This window comes from Streptomyces sp. NPDC097619 (assembly GCF_040302735.1).
Classification (GTDB): domain Bacteria; phylum Actinomycetota; class Actinomycetes; order Streptomycetales; family Streptomycetaceae; genus Streptomyces.
This window is the reverse complement of sequence record NZ_JBEOSD010000065.1, coordinates 1-17,911: the sequence shown is the minus strand read 5'-3', so window position 1 is coordinate 17,911 and position 17,911 is coordinate 1. Positions and strand designations below refer to the sequence as shown.

Annotated in this window: 12 protein-coding genes and 1 pseudogene; 2 read left to right on the top strand and 11 right to left on the bottom strand. The window is 72.4% G+C overall.

From position 1 onward, the window contains the following. Window positions 1–520: 520 nt before the first annotated feature. Window positions 521–1,777, top strand: coding sequence for a phage tail sheath family protein (locus tag ABTZ17_RS19165; protein WP_352196832.1), 1,257 nt, complete (start codon window positions 521–523; stop codon window positions 1,775–1,777). 207 nt (window positions 1,778–1,984) lie between these two features. Here ABTZ17_RS19165 and ABTZ17_RS19160 read toward each other — a convergent pair whose 3' ends face one another. Further along, window positions 1,985–2,848: a DUF3592 domain-containing protein gene (locus ABTZ17_RS19160; RefSeq protein ID WP_352196831.1), complete on the bottom strand. Its 864-nt coding sequence runs from the start codon at window positions 2,846–2,848 to the stop codon at window positions 1,985–1,987. 39 nt (window positions 2,849–2,887) lie between these two features. Then, on the bottom strand, window positions 2,888–4,030 hold the full coding sequence (locus ABTZ17_RS19155) for a hypothetical protein (RefSeq protein WP_352196830.1): 1,143 nt from the start codon (window positions 4,028–4,030) through the stop codon (window positions 2,888–2,890). A gap of 603 nt (window positions 4,031–4,633) precedes the next feature. Between ABTZ17_RS19155 and ABTZ17_RS19150 the strand changes: the two genes are divergently transcribed. Beyond that, a complete protein-coding gene (locus tag ABTZ17_RS19150; RefSeq protein WP_352196829.1) occupies window positions 4,634–5,266 on the top strand; it encodes a hypothetical protein in 633 nt (210 codons plus the stop codon). Window positions 5,267–5,318: 52 nt separating this feature from the next. Here ABTZ17_RS19150 and ABTZ17_RS19145 read toward each other — a convergent pair whose 3' ends face one another. From ABTZ17_RS19145 to ABTZ17_RS19105, 9 genes and pseudogenes are all read right to left on the bottom strand, one after another. Further along, window positions 5,319–7,712 (bottom strand): DUF4328 domain-containing protein, encoded by a 2,394-nt coding sequence (locus tag ABTZ17_RS19145; protein ID WP_352196828.1) that lies wholly within the window; start codon window positions 7,710–7,712, stop codon window positions 5,319–5,321. A 199-nt stretch (window positions 7,713–7,911) separates the two neighbouring features. Further along, window positions 7,912–8,241 carry a hypothetical protein gene (locus tag ABTZ17_RS19140; RefSeq protein WP_352196827.1) on the bottom strand — a complete coding sequence of 110 codons (330 nt, stop codon included), beginning with the start codon at window positions 8,239–8,241 and terminating at the stop codon, window positions 7,912–7,914. 74 nt (window positions 8,242–8,315) lie between these two features. Then, a complete protein-coding gene (locus tag ABTZ17_RS19135) occupies window positions 8,316–9,620 on the bottom strand; it encodes an NUDIX domain-containing protein (RefSeq protein WP_352196826.1) in 1,305 nt (434 codons plus the stop codon). Window positions 9,621–9,637: 17 nt separating this feature from the next. Then, window positions 9,638–10,039, bottom strand: a pseudogene (locus ABTZ17_RS19130) (class I SAM-dependent methyltransferase); the annotation flags it as partial. 110 nt (window positions 10,040–10,149) lie between these two features. Then, window positions 10,150–10,599, bottom strand: coding sequence for an NUDIX hydrolase (locus tag ABTZ17_RS19125; RefSeq protein ID WP_352196825.1), 450 nt, complete (start codon window positions 10,597–10,599; stop codon window positions 10,150–10,152). A gap of 17 nt (window positions 10,600–10,616) precedes the next feature. Then, window positions 10,617–12,650: an MFS transporter gene (locus ABTZ17_RS19120; RefSeq protein ID WP_352196824.1), complete on the bottom strand. Its 2,034-nt coding sequence runs from the start codon at window positions 12,648–12,650 to the stop codon at window positions 10,617–10,619. Between the two features lie 113 nt (window positions 12,651–12,763). Then, entirely contained in the window at window positions 12,764–14,764 is a 2,001-nt protein-coding gene (locus ABTZ17_RS19115) for an ABC transporter ATP-binding protein (protein WP_352196823.1), read from the bottom strand. Further along, a complete protein-coding gene (locus ABTZ17_RS19110; protein ID WP_352196822.1) occupies window positions 14,761–15,309 on the bottom strand; it encodes an NUDIX domain-containing protein in 549 nt (182 codons plus the stop codon). Before ABTZ17_RS19110 ends, ABTZ17_RS19115 begins: the two co-directional genes overlap by 4 nt. Before the next feature lie 1,348 nt (window positions 15,310–16,657). Next, entirely contained in the window at window positions 16,658–17,548 is an 891-nt protein-coding gene (locus ABTZ17_RS19105; RefSeq protein ID WP_352196821.1) for an aminoglycoside phosphotransferase family protein, read from the bottom strand. Between the last annotated feature and the right edge of the window lie 363 nt (window positions 17,549–17,911).

Genomic DNA, 17,911 nt, shown 5'->3' with positions numbered 1-17,911 from the left:
ATGTCGGATCCTCCGGCAGAAGATCCACTGCGCGTACGGACCGGGCGTCGCCGACCACCGGGACGGACCGCCCCACCGCGGGGTGGACGGGCGTCACGACTCCGCCCCCGCGATCACCGTCGGAGCCGGCACCCGTCGTGCGGCGCGGGAACGATCCGGTCCCGTCACAGCCTCGCCTGGGCCAGACAACACGCGCAAGTCGGCCAATTTGCCCTGGGGTGATCGCTTCGGTGGCCCTGCACGGGCCGACCGGCACCCCGAACGGAAGGACTTCGTGGAGCACGGGGCAGGGAGCGCGGGAAAGGGGCTTCGGGCCCCGACGGCACGGCACTTGCGGGGACGGCGGAGGTCCGGCGGACGGCCCCCGTCGCACGGTGCCCCAGGTACCGGCGAGCGCCGACTGATCTCGGCCAGAGCCCCGGGATCCTTTTGTGCGCATCTGCCTAGCCTGCGGATGGCTGTCCGCCGACAGGCCGATACCGCGCGGCCGGACGGGCAGCCCGTCAGAACGGAGCGACCCATGGTGCAGTTCCCAGAAGGCCCCGACACCTACGCAGACCAAGCACCTCCCACGTTGTCCGTGGCATCCGGCGTGACGGCCGTGCCGCTCTTCCTGGCGGACTTCGGCCCGGGATTCAGCGCCGTGACCGGGCCACAGGAGCCCGCTCCGACCGGCACCTCCGGGACCGACTCCGACCCCCGCCTCTCCGGACTCCGCGCTTCCGGACTTCCCGGCCTCGGCCGACTGCCCGTCCACGCCCGTGCCCTGCGTGGCATCGCGGCGGGCGACGTACCGGGAACCGTCGTGATCAGCGCCTTCCGGGACCTCGGCCACACGGGCACCTCGGGCCGGCCGACCCTTCTCCAGCTGATCCTCCGCCACCACTTCGACGCCGGCGGCGGCTACGCCTACCTGGGCAACACCCACGGACGCACCCTGAAGGAGACACTGGCCGAGTCCCGGGCGTACCCCGACATCGCGATCCTGGTCCCGATCGACCTCTGGACGCAGGGCCCCGGGGCAGCCGCCGAGCAAGCGCGTGAAGTCGTGGCCGCCGCGGCCGGCCGAGGTGCGATGGCCGTCCTGCACGCGGATCGCCGGCACGACGTGGAAGCGGCCGTCCGGGCCTTCGCGGACCTCGGCCTGTCGCCCGAGCAGTCACGGTTCGCCGCCGCCTACCACCCGTGGCTGTCCGGACCGGGCCCGGACACCGACCCGGTGCCCCCGGTCGGCGCCGTCACGGGAACCTGGAGCCGCACCGACCGAGCAGGGGGCGTGTGGAAGGCACCCGCGAACGCGGCGCTGCCCGTGGGCCTGCGCCCGGACCGGAAGGTCGACGATGCGCAACAGACCCGGGCCGGCTCGGTCAACCTGATCCGTGAGTTCCCCGGCCGGGGCACGGTGCTCCGGGGCGCCCGCACCCTGGACGAAGGCTCCGACCCCACGTGGCGGTCCGTGCCCGTGACGCGCCTGCTGTCGATGATCCGGCGGGACGTCGAGACGGCCCTCCGGCCCCTCCTGTTCGAGCCGGACGACGAGACCAGCCGCCGAGCGGTCCGCTCCGCCGTCGAGAACTATCTGCACCACCTGTTCCAGCAAGGAGCCTTCGCCGGCGACAGCCCGAAGAACGCGTATTTCGTCCGCATCGGAACGGGCGCCACCATGACCGACGCGGACACCCCGGCCGGCATCCTCACCTTCGACATCGGCGTGGCCCCGTTACGACCGGACGAGTTCGTCACACTGGAGTTCACCCAACAGACCGCCACCGACTGACCGGACACCCCTCCCCGGCACGGCCGAGCCGACCGGTACGAAGTCGACCCTCGTGAGGGCGAGGTCGATACCGAGGGCGGTGGTCGCGGCAGGGGAGGGGGAACCTCTCTCGGCACGCGGAGGCCGTCCTGGCACCGCGACCCCTCTCGGACTCGGACCGCGCGTCGCGGCCGGCGGTGCGCCGCGGCCGGCGGTGCGTCCCGGCCGTCAGAGCATCAGCAGCCCCGTCACTGCCGCGGCCACCAACACGACGGCCACCGCGAGATTGAACACCACGTCCAGTCCCTGTGACCGGTGCTCGGCCGCCCGGTCCAGCGTGAACACGGCCGGGTCCTCGCGGTCGTAGCAGACCGGAACCTCGCGCCCGTACGCGTGAGCCGGGTCAGGCACGTGCCGGGTGCAGTGCGCCGTGACCTCCTGACCGGCACCGGTGGTGAAGGACACGACCGGGGTGACCGTCGTCATGGTGCTGCCGTCGTTCTGGTCGATGGTGACGTCCGTGAGGACCGCGACGATCCGCCCCGACACGGTGTCCGCGGCCGCCCACCTCTCGGCGCGACGCTTGGTGGCGCGAACCGTGGCCGGAAGGTGCCCCACCGCGAACACCGCCCCCGGCCCGCCGCAGCCGATCAGCGCCCAGGGCGGGCCCCAGACCACGGAGGCGAGGGCCACCAGCCCCGCGTACACCAGGAACAGCGCGAAGGTCGGCCATCCCAGCCCCCGGCCCGACGGGTCAGGGGCCGTGGAGAACCGGTATGCATGCGGTCTCCCCCGCCGGTAGCCGACGCCGATCCTCCGCCCCGGCCAGGCGCAGGTGATCGCCTCGCCACGCTCGCCGTCGTTCGTCACCGTCACCCGCCGACCCGAATCCGGGTCGCGGTACGAGACGACCACCCAGACCCCGCCCACCTGCGACCCGCCGTGGCGAGGCTCGCGCACCTCCTCGATCCGACCCGCGAGCCAGACCGTCCGCTGCCGCGAGGTCGCCCCGACCCACGCCATGCCGTACCCGATCAGGGCCGCCACACCCCAAACGACGCACCACAGCACCAGACCCTCTTCCCACCCCATACGCCCGGCTCCCCTCCTGCGCCCGCTCCGAACGACCGGTCAACGACCCGCGCGTGCGGTCACCTTGCCCTGACCGTCGGCCTCCAGGACGCCCGTACCCGAGCCGTCCGTGACCACGAGCTTCAGCACGCCCGCGGCCCCCTGGGCGATCAACTGCCAGGTCGGCAGCCGGGAGGGAGATCCGGTTCCTGTCCCGGCCCCGGCCCCTCTCCCCACGGTCCCGGCACGAGCCTCCTCGACCAGGCCGGGTATCCGACCGTAGGGCAGTGACCGCGGATCGAACCCCGCCGCCCGCATACCGTCCGGGGCGTAGACGATCGTGATCCGGTCCTCCTGGACGATGACGGTCAACGCCTTCCGCTGAGACTCCCGCCGCGTCAACGACTCCACCGCCGACCGCAATCGACCGGGGTCGAGCACGGACATGCCCGGACCGAGTTCGACCGTTCCCGTGGCCGAAGTGACGGTGACGGTCACCGTCGCTGATCCGGAGGCGTCCGTGGATGCCTCGGCGGACACCGTCGGCCGAGGAGCAGGAGGCGAGGCAGACCCGCCCGTACCGAACAACTCCGTCCGGAACAGCAGCAGTACGGAAGCCGCCCCCAGCAACAGTCCTGCGAGGGTGAGGAATCCACCCCCGGCGCCTCCCGAGTGCCCGCTCGCCAGGGCAGGGCCGGGAACCGAGTCGAGCCGCGCCCCGGCCACCCGCTCCTCCCACTCCGGCGTCGGACGCCGCACGATCCGTGCCTTCCACGGTCGGTCCGGCGGGAACGCCACCACCACGACCCCGCGCGGCCGGTAGTCCGACAGCTCGCTGACGTGGACGTCCTGCCGTACCACCACGCGGAAGGCGGCCGCGTCCTCCGGAACCACGGACAGCTCGAACCGCACCGGCACCTCGGTCGTTTCGGCCTTCGCCGGCTCCCGGGACTCCACGACCGCGAGCGCCGTCAGCGGTGCGGTGTCCGCCTCCCTGCGCCGGCGCGGCAGCGACACGAACAGCAACAGGAGGCCGTAGAACACGGGCAGCCCCACGCCCGCGACGATCAACGCAGGCTCGCCGACGACGCAGCCGCCGATCAGGGCGGTCGGCGCGGCACCGAGCACCCCGCCCGTCAGGAACACCCGCGCGAACCCCACAGATCTGCTGTGTCTCGGCGGCACCCCCGCGGTCGCGTTCATGGGCCCGATTCTGCACGGCACGACACCTCACGGACAGGTCCCCGAACCGCCGGCCCCCGACCGGACTGGAAGACGATCCCGCCCCCGACGCCCCCACCGCCCCACCTCCCGCGCCCCGTTCCCCCGGATCCGCCCCACGTCCCAGACCGCGACCGCTTCGGACACCGATCCCTCAGTCGGCCCGCGGGCTCCTCCGCTTCGACCACCTGCAGCGAACCCAGAGGCCCGACGGCACACCGGTCGGCGGTTGTCCCAGCCGACGCACCCGGCCGGGCCCAGGAACCGTTGCACGACCCCGGTGTCGCGCCGTGCCTACCTGGCTCGACAGGACCACCAGCCCCGTCAAGCCGGGCGCTCACGGCCCTCAGGTAGACCCTCTACCGGGAACGCCCGGTGTAAAGTTCGGGCAACACACGCGAATGAAAAATGAGTTCTCCGAGCGAAAAGCCCCAGCTCGCGAAGGCGGAACCCGCGCCTGCGGGGAGAGGCCGCACTTGCACCCGCCAACAGCAGCCGGCCGTAGGCCCCTCGACGAACCGGCGGCGGAACGGGGCCGGCGTTGTCCGGAGGCGAGGACCGAGGGGAACCCGGCACACTCGCGGGGTGATACGTCTACAGCCCGTCCTGGAGGTCCACGCCACCGCCGGCTTCGCCCTCTGGCCGGTGGCCGAGTCCGAGGGCCACGCCCTGCTTCCGCTCGACGGCACGCTCGGAGCGGCCGAGGTCGGCACGGCGGTCATGTGCATCGCCGCCTGCAACGACGTCGATCCCGAGCAAGACGGTCGACCACCACGGCCCGCCGATCCCCTCGGGTCCTTCCTGCACGGACTGCTGACCATGGGCGACACCTATGCCGCCGGTGGCTTCCGCGTCGTCGACACCGCCACCGGTACCACGCTGCTCCCGGGCTGCTGCAGCGGGTTGGAGGAGTGGCGCGGTTGGCTCGACGTCGTCGACGGCGGCGGTGCCACGTGTTTCGGGCACGACCCTTCGCCGCTCGTCGAACGCCTGGGCAAAACGGTTCGGTTGACCGTGGACGCCGACACGGAGGACAGCGCCGTGATCGAGCTGTCGGTCCCGGAACTGCGCCGCCTGCTCGCGGCAGCCGAACGGGACCTCACCGACTTCCTCCTGGCGGCCGCCCGATGGGCCGCGGCCCACCTGCCCGACCATGCGGCCGACGTGACCGCCGCCCTGGCCCGAGCCCTGGACCTGCCCGAGCCGGACGTCTCCTGACACCGGGCTGGGGCGGACCCGTTCCGGCGGCCTCGGGGCCGCCGACAAGGCCTCAGCTCGCGGTCACCCGCTCCTCCGTGCCGGCATCCGAGGCCGTGGGGGTGGCGGGCGTGCGGGCCACCGGTCCCTCGACGGCCTTCACGTGCTGGAGGGCCGACAGCCGCCGGACGAACAGGACGGCGGCGACCGCCGCGGCGAGTTCCAGCAAGTCCGAGAAGATCATCGTCTCCATCCCGCGCAGGTACGCCTCGCCCTCGTTTCCGAACAGGGTGAACGTCCCCGCCCAGCCCACGAGCGTCGCCGTGATCCACAGGCCCCACCAGGAATTCACGGTGCCGAGCGAGGGCCTGGCCGGCTGCCCGGCCGCGGGGAGCTGCGTGCTCGCGGTCCACGTCTCCACGGCGATCCGGTACGGCATCCAGAAGTTCACCACCGGGACGAACCAGGAGCCGAGCGACCAGCCCGGCCCGCGCCGGAAGCCCTCGGGCGCGAACACCTGCGCGTTCTCGCGCACCCGCCGGAACCAGACGAGGAACACCGCGGCGGTCGGCAGCAGCAGGTTCATGCGCAACGTGTCGGACAGGGTGATCAGCCGGTCCAACTCGGCGGCGCGCTGCTCGGGCCACGGGTCGTACGAGGCGTACTGCTCGGCGTAGAAGTTGTAGGCCGTGATCCACACGTACAGGGAGAAGACCACCAGAGCGGCGGACAGCACGAGCAGGCCCGTGACCCAGTGGGAGAGGGCCCGCGGGTCACGGAGCACCGGGACCGGCAGGGACGGGCGTGGCCGAAAGGTTCCGGTTTCGTGCGTGTTCATGGCTGGGATCCCCCGGGGACGTACCTGTTGCTGTTCCGTAGAGCGCGGGTTCGAGGAACCTACGGCACCCCTGACCTGCGATGAAGACGGGTGTCCGGACCAATCGACGGGCGGGGGGACGGATCGGGTCAGAGCATGGCCAGAGGGCCCACGGCTGCTCCCGTCCTCGTCCGCTTCGGGATCCTCGTCCGCTTCGGCGGGGTCCTGCGCGGGGTGGAGCACCCCGGCCTCCCACTTCCGCAGGCGCAGGTCGTGGTCGCGGAGGAGGTGCCCGCACCGGTCGAGCAGACAGCCGATCTCGGCGTCCCCCTTCGGCTCCGCCGGTGACGGGCGCCACTGGTACAGCGCCTCCCGGGCCCGGCGGCGCAGCGTCTCGTCCGGGTCGTCGGCCAGGACCGTCGTGGCCCGCAACGCGACGACGCCGCCGCGCGCGCCGAGGAGGCGCAGCGCGCTGACACGGACGTGTCGCGGGTGGCCGGAGCCGGTGCGTTCCTCCAGCCACTCCGCGGGCAGGTGCCCGGCCCGGGGGAGCAGGGTGTCGGTGGCCTCCCGGACGACTCCGGGGTCGGGGTCGTCGAGGAGGGGCCGTATCTGCTGGGTGTCGACGCTCGCCAGGGTCCGCAGCGCGGCCACGGCTCGCGCGCGCACCCCGGCCAGGGGGTGGGTGAGCAGCGGGACGAGCAGGGGAGTGTCGGCGCGGTCGCCGCATTCGGCGAGGCCGCTGACCGCGCCGCCGGGCAGGGCCGGGTCCTCGGGGGCAGCGCACCGCGCCCGGTAGTGGGCCGTCGGATCGCCGCCGTGCTCCCGGACGACGTAGCGCGCGCAGGCGCGGACGAGGGCCGAGCGGTCGTCGAGGAAGGCGGTGGCCCGTTCCGGCAGCCCGGCCGCCCGGAGCGCCGTGACACCGGCGGAGCGGGTCCGCGGGTCACGTGCGGACAGCAGCGAGGTCAGCACGTCCTCGGCGGGGCACTCCCCCTTGCTCACCGCGGTGAGCGCGGCCGTGGCGCACAGGTCTCTGATCACGTTGTCGGTGTCCTGCGCGGCGGCGAGGGCCCACGCGGCGGGACCGAGGAGACGTTCCTCGACGGCCAGCCGGTACACGAACCGGCGCACGGTGCGATCGGGGTGGCCGAAGAGCGCGGCGAGTCGATCGCCGGGGGCCCCGCGCAGGACCCGGTCGAGGGCCTCCACGCCGAAGGCGCCCCGGTCGCGGCGGCCGAGTTCGAGGAGGAGCGCGGCGAGGGCGGGGGCGGTGTCAGCGTCCAGTGCCTCCTGCAGCAGGCGTCGGGCGTCCTCGCGTACGGGACCGGCCCAGTCCGCACAGCGGATCACGACCAGCGGCAGCAGCGCGGGGAACCGGCCCGCCTGACGCAGGGCCTTCTCCCGGATCCGCCCGTCGCCGTGGCAGAGGGCGAGCGCCAACAGGGACTCCTCGACCCCGCTCAGGTCCGTGGGCAGCGCGACCACCGGGTCCCGCCTCAGCGAGTCCAGGCGCCAGGGGACGTACCGCATTCCGGCGTCCAGGGCGAGCCAGGCGCCGGGTGCGGCGACGTCGATCACCTCGTGGAGCGGGGCACCCGCCGCGAGCCGTTCCACCGCCGCCGTACTGTCCTCGAAACCCTCGACCATGTCCCACCCCTCCGGCTGTCGTACCCGGCGATCGTAGGCCGTGGAGTTCCGTGGGTCACGCGAGATATGCCCGTTGACCTGCGACGAGAGGCAGCGGCGGGATCGGTTAGCCTGCTCGCCCCGCGCGTAGTTTCCGGAGATCCCGTACGACGGCGTGGCCGGCGACGAGGACCAGGACGGCTCCCGCCAGAATCCAGAGCTATCGGCCGTTGCGGCGCCGACGATGAGTGCCGGCATCGTGGAAGCGGATCATGCCGACTCCTGACATGCCTGTGAGCGTGGTCATCTCCTTCATCCCGTGCACGAGCCGGCATGCCCCGGTGCCCTGGTCGACGATGATGGGCCAGTTTCCCCCGACCCGGAACTGGCGCCCCTGTTCGTCCTTCGCCGTGGGATGCCAGGTGAAGCCGTAGACGCCCTTGCTGGTCGGGGTCGCCACCAGGCCAAGTTTGAAGGCCCACTCATCCCAGCAGTCGGTCAGGGTTCTGCCGAACTCTTCTGCACATCTCCGTGCTTCGCTCTCCTCCAAGAAATCCCCCTTCACCACTCCCAGACCTTGAGAGAGCAGACGTTACGGGACTGAACCCGGCCGCAGAACGGGAGCTACCTCGGTGCACATATCTCTGTACTCGGCGGTGAAGGCTCCTTGCGCAGGCTGAGGGCCCGGGTGAACCCGCCGATCCGGAGCGGCACCACAAGGTGCCTGCCATCGGCCGACTGCGCGTGCCAGGCCGCCGGGATGTCGTTGGCGCCGACGGTGACGAGGATCGCGTCGAAGCCGTCCGCCGGCACGAAGGCGTCAGGGGCTCCGAGGGCCCCGTCGCCAAGGACGACCCGCACACGGTCCGCGTACCCGGTCTCCTCCAGGAAGCGGACCGTGCGGCCATACACGTACGGGTCGATCTCCACGCACACCACCGAACCGTTCGGGCCGACCAGTTCGGCGGCCAGGCACGCGTTGTAGCCGCCGCCCCCGATCTCCAGCACCCGGTCGCCCGGCCGGATCCGGGCTTCGCGGAGCATGACGGCCTGCATCTCGCGCTGGGACACCGAACTCATCGACCTGCCGGTCTCGTCGAATACGGTCGCGACGGCCTCGTTGGCGTAGGCCCGGGGGAGGGGTTGCTCGGGCAGGAAGGCGTGCCGGGGCACCGTGGTGAACGCCCGCTGCAGCCCGGGGGTGTCGGTCCATCCCGCCTCCGTGAGGTCCCGCACCAGTCTGGTGCGAAGCCGGACCGCCGCGGCCGACTCGTCGAAGGTCAGCGCGACCGTTCCGGCAGGCCGGGGAGTGTGGTGGGCGGCGGGTACGTCGGGCAGCAGGCCCGGCCAGGCGAGGTTCACGGCCTGGGCGCTGGCCGTGAACAGGGGTTGCGGCAGGTGGCGCAGGTCGGACAGGGAGTGCCACTCCCAACGGGACAGGTCGGCTTCTCGCACGGTGGGCTCGCCGGTGAAGGCGGTGAGCCGGGCGACCTCGGTGACGCGGGTGAACCCGCCGCCGGCGGCGTCGCACAGGGTGCCCAGGAGCAGTACGTCCTCCGACCGCGCGGCCAGCCCGGACTCCTCCGCCAGCTCCCGGACCGCGGTGGCCTCGAAGGGCTCGCACGGTTCGACCTTCCCGGCGGGCAGCTCCCACATGCTGCACGCGTCGTTCCAGCCGAGGAGGAGCTGCCCGCGGGGGTTGGTGACGACGACGGCGACGCCCGCCATGGCAGCCGGGGCCGGCTTCGACTTCTCGGCGTAGGCGACGGCCGAGGTCTTCGGGCCCCGCAACAGCACGATCGTGGATTCATCGGCCTCGATGCGCTCGGACTGGTCCCAGCCGTCGCACAGTCGTCCGATTTCGGTGTCGTCCAGGCAGATCCCGCGGAGCTCGGGTGGGTGCCGGTCGGCGTGCGGGTGATCACGCACAGGACGCCGTCCTCGGCGAGCAGCGCGGCGAGTTCGGCGATGGTGCGGGTGCGGTCGGGCAGGTGGGCCAGGGCCCGGCGCACGGTGATGAGCCGGTATCCACCGTCGGCGGCGAGGGAGGTGAGGTCGCCGGTGGTGATGTCGAGCCGGTGGTAGGTGACCTCGTCCGTACCGGTGGCCGCGGCCCGGTCGATGGCGGACTGGGCCCAGTCCACCGCGTCGACCCGGTACCCGGCGGCGGCGAGGGCTCGGGCGAGGCCACCGGTCCCGCAGGCCACGTCCAGGGCCCGGCCGTCCTGGGTGTCCTCGGGCAGGGCCAGACGGCCGGTCAGCACGTCCTTCTCGGCTCCGGACAACGGGCGGAAGTCCCGGCCCGCCTCGTAGTGGTCGTGCCAGCTCTGCGAAGTGTGGGCGGTCATGGTGTGTACGTCCTCTGCGGCAGGTGACTTCAGGAACGGTGTTGGGGTGCGGGGAGGCAGGCTCGGGGTGAACGACGGCGGATGGTGCGGAGGCGGTACGGCATCCGGATTCAGTTCCAGCCGAGCTCGGTGTACCTCTCGCCGCGGCCGATCGCCTCGATCGCCGCTCGCGTGTACGCGACCATCGGTTCGGGAAGCTGCGCCGGGTCGGCCCAGGTCCACTCCACACACTTGTCCGGCTCTCGGATCTCGGGCGTTCCTGACCAGGTACGGGCACGGAAGACGAGTTGGAGTCGTGGTTGTCCGTCACTGTCGGCGCCTGCGTCGAGCATGTGCACTGTGTGGACGAGTTCGAGGTCTTCGGGAGCGATGACGAGGCCGGCTTCTTCCTCGGCTTCCCGGATCAGTCCGGCCGTGGCGCCTTCGGTCTCCAGGTGTCCGGCCAGGAAGTGGAAGCGGTCGCCGGCGAAGGCGATGTCGGGGTGGCGTCGGCCGAGGAGGATCCGGCCGTCTTCACGCTGGAGGTAGAGGTGGATGCCGATCACGTTCAGGCGGGTCATGGTGAACTCCTTCGAGATCAGGGGCGAGTGGTCCCGGCGGACACCGTGGATGCGGGGACGGGCATGCTGGTGAGGCGGGCCACCGGCGAGCGCCAGAGGACGAGCACCGGCAGGGTCAGGACGAGTGCCCCGGCCAGTAGGACCGTCCACACGTTCGTGACGGAGGCCAGGGCGCCTGCCGTGAGGGCGGCGAAGGGGCGACTGCCGGTGACGAGCCAGGTCGAGGTCTGCTGGGCACGGGCCTGCAGCTCGGGCGGGCAGATCTGCTGGCGGACCGATCGCTGGGTGGTGCCCGCGCACGCGGCGGCCGCGAGCTGGAGACCTCCTGCCGCCGCGAGGACGAGCAGCCACAGTGTCCCGGTCCGGGCGAACAGCAGCGGGACGGTCGTCAGCGGGTACATGGCGAATCCGGCGATCAGGACTGGGACGGGCCCGAACCGGCGGACGATCCGGGGCGTGGCGAGTGCCCCGGCCAGGCATCCGGCACCGGACACTCCCATGATCACGCCGAGGCCGGTCGTGCCGGTTTTCACCGTGGTCAGCAGGTGGAACGCCCAGAACGTCGAGGTCAGCGCGGAGCCGAAGCCCGTGCCGGCCAGGCAGAGGACGAGTGGCCGTACGAGCGGGGTGCGGGCCACGAACAGCAGGCCCTCCCAGATGTCGGCCGCCATCGTGCGCCGCGCCCTGGCGGACGGCGGCGCGTGCCCGGTGTGGATCCGGGTCGCGCACCATGCCGAGACGAGGTAGGAGACGGTGTCCAGGGCGAAGGCCCGGCCGGCGCCCACCACGGCGACGACGGCGGTTCCCAGGTAGGTGCCGGCCGTGTCGGCGGCGCCGAACGCGGCTCCGATCCGGGAGTTGGCCAGCTGGAGCAGCTCGGGCTCGACGAGCTGCGGCACGATGGCGATGGCCGCGGCCTGGTGGAGCACCGTCACGGCACCCAGCGTGAGGGCCACGGCGTACAGCACGGGCATGGTCAGCGTTCCGAGGATCGTGACGGCCGGGATCACCGCGACCACGACGGCTGCCGCGAGGTCGGTGACGACCAGGACGGTCTTCTTGTGGTGGCGGTCGATGATGGCCCCGGCCGGCAGTGCAAACACGAACGTGGGGATCTGAATGAGGAAGAACAGGAGCGAGACCTGCCCCGGTGTGGCCTTCAGGTGGAGTACCGCGAGCGTGGGCAGGGCGATGCCGTGCACGGCCGTACCGATCAGGCTCGCGCTCTGGCCTGCCAGGTAGGCGCTGAAGGACCGGTGGCCGCGCAGCGACGCCCTCGCCGCCGGTGTGGGGACGGCGGCCGAGGTAAGGGGCGTGTTCACCACAGGCCGGCCGCCTTCATCCGTGCGGCGAGGGCGGCCAGGCGTGACCATTCCGGTGACGGTGTTCGACGGGTAGGGCAGGTCGCAGGTCAGGCGTAGGACGGACCGCACGCGCACGACCTCGTCCCACGTTTCCCGGATCCGGGCCAGAGGCTTGGCCAGGCGACCCGGGGCGGTGGCGGAGGGGCCCTCGAGCCGACGGTCACCGGTCAGGAGCCGGGTGGCGGTCACAGGTCCCACGTCCTGGACGCCAGGGAGCGGGTTCAGGATCCGGATCCCGTCCCGGGCGAGGAGACCGTAGAGGTCGCGGTCCCCGGACAACACCACCACCGCACGGCCGGCGGCGGCCTCACGCGTGGCGATCGTCGTCACCACGTCGTCCCCCTCGGCACCCGGCCCCTCCAGCCACCGCACCGCGCCCAGGTCGAGCATCGCCTTCAGCGGCGCCAGGGCCCGGATCGGACTGTGGTCGGCGTCAGCCCGGTTCGCCTTGTATCCGGCCTCGGCCTGGATCCGGCCGTCGGCGCCGTCCTCGGCGTCGAAGACCACCAGGACCTCATGACCGGCGCCGTGCTCGCGGTGCGCCTTGCGGAGGAGCGCCACGAAGCCGAACGCGCAGGTCACGTCGGTGCCGTCCAGGGCCTCGAACCGCTTGGGGAAGCCGAAGTGCGCGCGGTAGAGGAGGTGGTGGCCGTCGACGAGGAGCAGCGGCGGCGCGGTCGCGGTCATCGTGGTGCCTCCCGGCATCCCGGGCGCCTGCAATCGCGACGCCCCGGTGCCCCGGGGCGGGCAGCCCGCCAGAGTATCTGCCCCTTCACGGGGAAGGGCCTTGGCCGCGGGGGTCATGTTTCGTCCTTCGAGAGATCTGCTGCGGGTGCCCGTTGTTCGGGCACGCTGTCCGCGAAGGCGGCGGCCTGCACCCGGTAGGCGGCGCGGAACTCCCCTGTGCCGGTGTTCTCGTCCATGAGTTCGGAGAAGGTCCCGGACTCGGCGAGTTTCCCGTCCTTCATGACGTGGATGACGTCCGCGTGCCGCACCGAGTGCAGTCGGTGGGTGATCAGGACGACGGTCTGGCCGGCGGCGGCCAGGGCGCGGATCTGGTCGAAGACCCGCTGTTCGGCGACGGCGTCCAGGGCGCTGGTGGGCTCGTCGACGATCAGGATCTGGGCGCGTTTGTACCAGGCGCGGGCGATCCCGATCGTCTGCCATTCGCCGCCGGAGGCTTCCTGCCCGCCCCGGTAGCCGCGGCCGAGCAGGGTGGAGAGGTCACGGCGCAGGCCGGCGATGAACCGGTCGGCGCCGGAGAACGCCGCGGCCTCCCGCACGGCCCGGTCGTCGATGGGGAGGGTCGGATCCCCGATGCCGATGTTGACGCGGACGGTGAAGGGCCACCGGAAGAAGGCCTGTGACATCAGCCCGACGCGGGCGAAGATCTGGCTGCGGTCGGCTACGGAGGCGTCGACGTCGTCCCACCGGACCGTGCCGCCGTCCGGGTCGGGCTGGTGGAGTCCGGCCAGCAGCTTGACGACGGTGGACTTGCCCGAGCCGTTCGCCCCGACCAGGGCGATGACCTTGCCCATCGGGAAGGACAGCGACACCTCCCGCAGCGTGGGCTCGGGCGTGTGGTCGCCGCTGCCGGGGTAGGTGAACGTCACCTTCTCGAAACGGACCTCCCGCACCCGCTCGGGCAGGTCCTCCCCGCTCTCCGGGATGGCCCGCGCCTTCGCCTCCGTGCACAGCCGCTCGAAGTCGGCGACGAAGAGCGACTCCTGGTGCAGGTCGGCCATCTGCAGCACGAGACCGTCCAGGCTGGATGAGCCGGTACGGATGGCCAGGACCGCTGTGCCGGCGACCGCGAGGTCCATCCGGCCGCTCCACAGCAGCAGCCCCAGCGCCCCGTACGTGAGGAGGGTGGCGACGCCGGACGCGCCGTCGGCGATGAGACCGATCTTCGCCGCGCTGCGGGCAAGCCGGGTCTGCTCGCGCTCGCTGGTCTCGGCCATCTCCCGGAAGTGGGAGAGGAGGAAGGGCCCGACCTCGTGGACGCGTACCTCCGCGGCCGCCTCCCGCTGGGTCAGCAACTGCCCCAGGAGGTGCCCGGCCCGCGCGTGCTGGACGAACGCGTGGAAGGAGATGTAGCGCTGGCGGGAGATCGTCAGGGACCGCCACCCGCTCGGCAGGGTCATCAGGACGAGCAGGGGCAGGAGTCCGATGTGCAGGACGGTGAGCACGCCGGCCGCCGCGACCAGCGAGATGCCGGAGTTCAACGTGTTGGTGCAGTACCGGATCATGCGCCGGGCGGAGTCGGCCCCGTAGCGGGCGGCGTCCAGCAGCCGGTGGAACTCGTCGTCCTCGATCGCCGCGAGCTCCACCCGGTGCACCAGCCCCAGGTACTGCTCGGTGGCCACGCGCTGGACCTTCGGCTCCAGCTCACCGGTGGCGGCCGTGGACGCGGACCGCAGCAGCGATCCGACCAGAGCGGTGACCGCTACGGCCACCAGCGCCGGGAAGGCGTTGTTCAGCCGCTCGTTCGTGGCGCCGGCGGCGAGGATGTGGCCCAGGACCGCGTTGACCGCGACCAACCCGATGGCCTGGACGATTCCGCGGCCCAGCTCGGCGCCGAGGACCACGCGCAGGGCGCGGGCGTCGGCGAGGTGTGCGAGGCGCAGCCCGGTGCCGATCATCCGAGGTAAGCCCTTGGCCATCGTCCACAGCCCGAGCTTCAGCCAGGCCCCCTCGTGCTGGTCCCAGCCGACGTCGTACGCCAACTCCCCTCCGAACAGCAGCCGCTCCGACTCCGAGACGGTTGCCTGTTCGGGATCAGTGTCGGTTCGTTCGTTCACTTCGTTCCCCTTCGATCCGGTCGTGCACTGGTGGTGTCGCCGGTCGTGAGCAGCCCGGCGGGCCCGCGCACCGGCGGTCGCGGTCCGCCGGCGCACTCCGCCGCCCGTGCTGCTGGGCCTTCGGCCGTGCCGGGCCCGGTGGGCGGCAGGGCGGCGCTGTAGAGGGTGCCGGCGACGTACTGGTCGAGGACGGCGTGGGTCAGGGCCCGGCAGTCGGCCGGGGGCTCGCCGGGGTCGGCCCACACCACCTCGCTGAACCTGTCCGGTGCGGTGTTGTGGGGCTCTCCGGACCAGCGCTGGGTGGCGAAGACGGCACACAGACGGCCCGCCCCCTGCTCGCTGCGGTAGTGCAGAAGGCCGCTGAGCTCGATGTCCTGTACCCGCACCCGGATCCCCAGGGTGCGCAAGGCGCCACGGCAGGCGGCCTCGTCCAGCCACTCCGCCGCCTCCAGCCGGCCGCCGACCAGTGCCAGCCGGCCACGGTCGGGCAGGTGGGCCCGGCGGACGAGCGCGACCCGTCCGTCGGGGCGCAGCGGGAGGAGCACGACCTTCGTCAGCGGCCGGTAGCCCGGCCTGGTTTGTTCTATTCTGTGAGCAGCTGGGTGGGGGTGGGGCGCGGTCTGCACTGGTCCTCCCTGGGTGACGTGGAACCGAGCGATGGTCGAACAACCCCTCACGCCTGGGTGCCGTAACGGACGCGGACGGGGGAATTCTTCGAACTGAGATGCGGTACGGGCGGAGAGGGCAGTTCCGCCGGGGGTGGGGGAGTTCGAACCCACACGTTCGAGTGGAGCGGGCGCTCACGGCACCCGGTCGGGGGATTGCGCGATGCGCCTCCCGGCCCGGGAAGGGCGTTCGTCATGGGCGTCCCTGTGGGGGGCGGGGGCATGCCTGAGAAGGGGGCAGCGGCGGGTGCGGCTGCCCCGAGGTCCGGGCCCGGTCAGGCAGCGGTTCTCAAGGTCCCTACCTCCCCTCAGCACAGGTCCTTGCGGACTCGGGCTCGACGCTTGCGGCCCCGGCCGAAACGTCGACGCTCGGGCATCCCGGTCGGTTCGTCAGCGCCCGCGCGGCTTCGGGTACCACCGGCTGGGGTCCATTGCCACTTGCGGGCCGTCCACGGCTTCGCTGTGGGGCCGGCGGCACCGCGGAGGCACGCCAGGCGGTGATCCGCTTCCGCGCGACCTGCCGGGCCGGCGCCGGCGTGGCGCAGGCGAACAGCGTCGTGCACAGGGAACGGACATCGCAGATGACCTCGTAGCCGGCCAGGTGATGACGTCGTGGCCGCATACGTGGGCGAAGGCGGCGTAGTCGTCTGGGCCCGCGCCGAAGGTGACGCGGCGCCAGGCGGCGGTGGCCTGGTCCCATGATCGGGCGGGGAATCGGGCGAAGGGGGCGTGGGCAGGCAGGGGGGAGGTCTGATGCGACCAGCGGTTCTCGGTCCGCAGTGTGGCGGCGGCGGGGCCCGCAGGGTTGCCAGCGTCGCAGCGCGCGACCGGCGTCACGGTCCGCCGAGCCCGGGGAAAGATCGGTGGCCCGGCCGGAGACGTGCTCGAACAGCAGCCACCGCCAGCCGCCGGCGATCCCCTGGTGCACCAGCTTGGGCGCGAGCGGTCGGACAGCGGGTGCGAGACAACCGGCTTCCGGGGACGTCAAGCGACGGGCGCAGCCGGGCGGTCCTGCCGCTGCGGCTTCGACGGCGCCGAGGACGGGGCCGGCGCCGGACTCGACGGCCGTGCGCAGCGGCTGGGGGACGTGGCTCCATGTGGTGGAAGCGGCGAGGGCGGGCAGGCCGGGGGTGAGGGTCATCGGGCCATTCCTGATCTGGATCGCTGCGGCTGGGAAGGGGTGGACGCGGACCCGGCCCGGGGCACGCCGGGTCCGCGCCCGGACGGGCTAGGGCCGGTGGGCGGCCATCCGGTCCAGGACGAGGTGGCCGCGCGTCACGAGTTCGGCGCGGTCCTCGGCCAGGCCGTTGCGCAGGTAGGACACGCCGATGCGGACGGTCAGCAGGTGCAGCAGGCGGTCTTCCTCGGCCGTCAGCGGGCGGCCGTATCCCTTGAAGTACGCCTCGCGCAGTTCCGGGCGGACGGACCAGACGGTGCCGCACAGCCACACGTACTCGGATGCGGCGACGCCGTGCGCGGCCGTCGCGAAGTCGATCAGGCCGTGGCGGCCGGTGGCATGGTCGTACATCCAGTTCCGGGTCGCGTAGTCGCCGTGCCGGTAGACCAGTGGCAGCTGCTCGGCGAGGCCGGGGAGCTCCTTCGACGCGGCCTCGACCATGGCGAGCCGGTCGGCGGCCAGATGCGGGACGACATCCTCCAGGCAGTCGGCGGCCTCACGGGCCTCGTCCTCCATGTCGGACCGCACCGCGGCGCGGTCGGCGGCCGTGGCGGGCTCGGACGCGTCGTGCCAGCGGCGCAGCAGCCGCCCGGCGTCCTCGTACAGGCGCGACTCGCTGCTGACCCGTAGCGGCAGGTCCCGTACGACGCGGCCGGGCAGCGGCGTGCTGAGGATCGCGCGCAGGCCCGGGTCGCAGGCCAGCAGGCGTGGCGCCTGCGTCTCGCTCAGGTGCGCTGAGGCGAAGGCGTATCCGGCGACCTCGCGCTCGAAGTCGAGGTCGCTGGGGCTGATCTTCACGTAGGCGTCCCGGTCGGCTGCGCTCACGCGCCACACCAGGGAGGTGCTGCGCGGCCAGGAGCGGTCCTCGTTCGCGTTCAGGCCGGGCAGGTGGCCGGCGACCCAGTCGCGCAGCTCAGGTGGGAAGGGCTTGGCGGTGGTCATGAAGGTGGGTCTCCGAACGGGTGTGGGGCGGGTGGATTCGATGGGGCCCTGCCCGGGGGCGCGAGGGGCGGGCCGCGGTTCCCGCCGGTTCAACGGCCGGATGGCGGGCGGGGTGCGAGGGTCGGAAGCAGTCGGCGAGCCAGGGCTCCCGGTCGGCGACCGCGACCAAGGACTCACCCACCCCGACCACGCCCTCGACATCCTGCGCACCGTCCGCTCCAGCCGTGCCCACGGCTACCTGCGGGACATGGCGACGAGGTGGTGGGAGCTAGGCAGTGTCTTCAAAGAGGCTTTAGCCAGAGGAACAGGGACGCGATGGTGACGGCTGCCTGGTAGGACTCGCGGGTCTTGTCGTAGCGAGTG

Coding starts and splice junctions, on each gene's coding strand:
- ABTZ17_RS19155 (WP_352196830.1), bottom strand. CDS start 4,030: ATGAACGCGACCGCGGGGGTGCCGCCGAGACACAGCAGATCTGTGGGG.
- ABTZ17_RS19125 (WP_352196825.1), bottom strand. CDS start 10,599: ATGACCCGCCTGAACGTGATCGGCATCCACCTCTACCTCCAGCGTGAA.
- ABTZ17_RS19105 (WP_352196821.1), bottom strand. CDS start 17,548: ATGACCACCGCCAAGCCCTTCCCACCTGAGCTGCGCGACTGGGTCGCC.
- ABTZ17_RS19160 (WP_352196831.1), bottom strand. CDS start 2,848: ATGGGGTGGGAAGAGGGTCTGGTGCTGTGGTGCGTCGTTTGGGGTGTG.
- ABTZ17_RS19120 (WP_352196824.1), bottom strand. CDS start 12,650: ATGACCGCGACCGCGCCGCCGCTGCTCCTCGTCGACGGCCACCACCTC.
- ABTZ17_RS19145 (WP_352196828.1), bottom strand. CDS start 7,712: ATGGTCGAGGGTTTCGAGGACAGTACGGCGGCGGTGGAACGGCTCGCG.
- ABTZ17_RS19165 (WP_352196832.1), top strand. CDS start 521: ATGGTGCAGTTCCCAGAAGGCCCCGACACCTACGCAGACCAAGCACCT.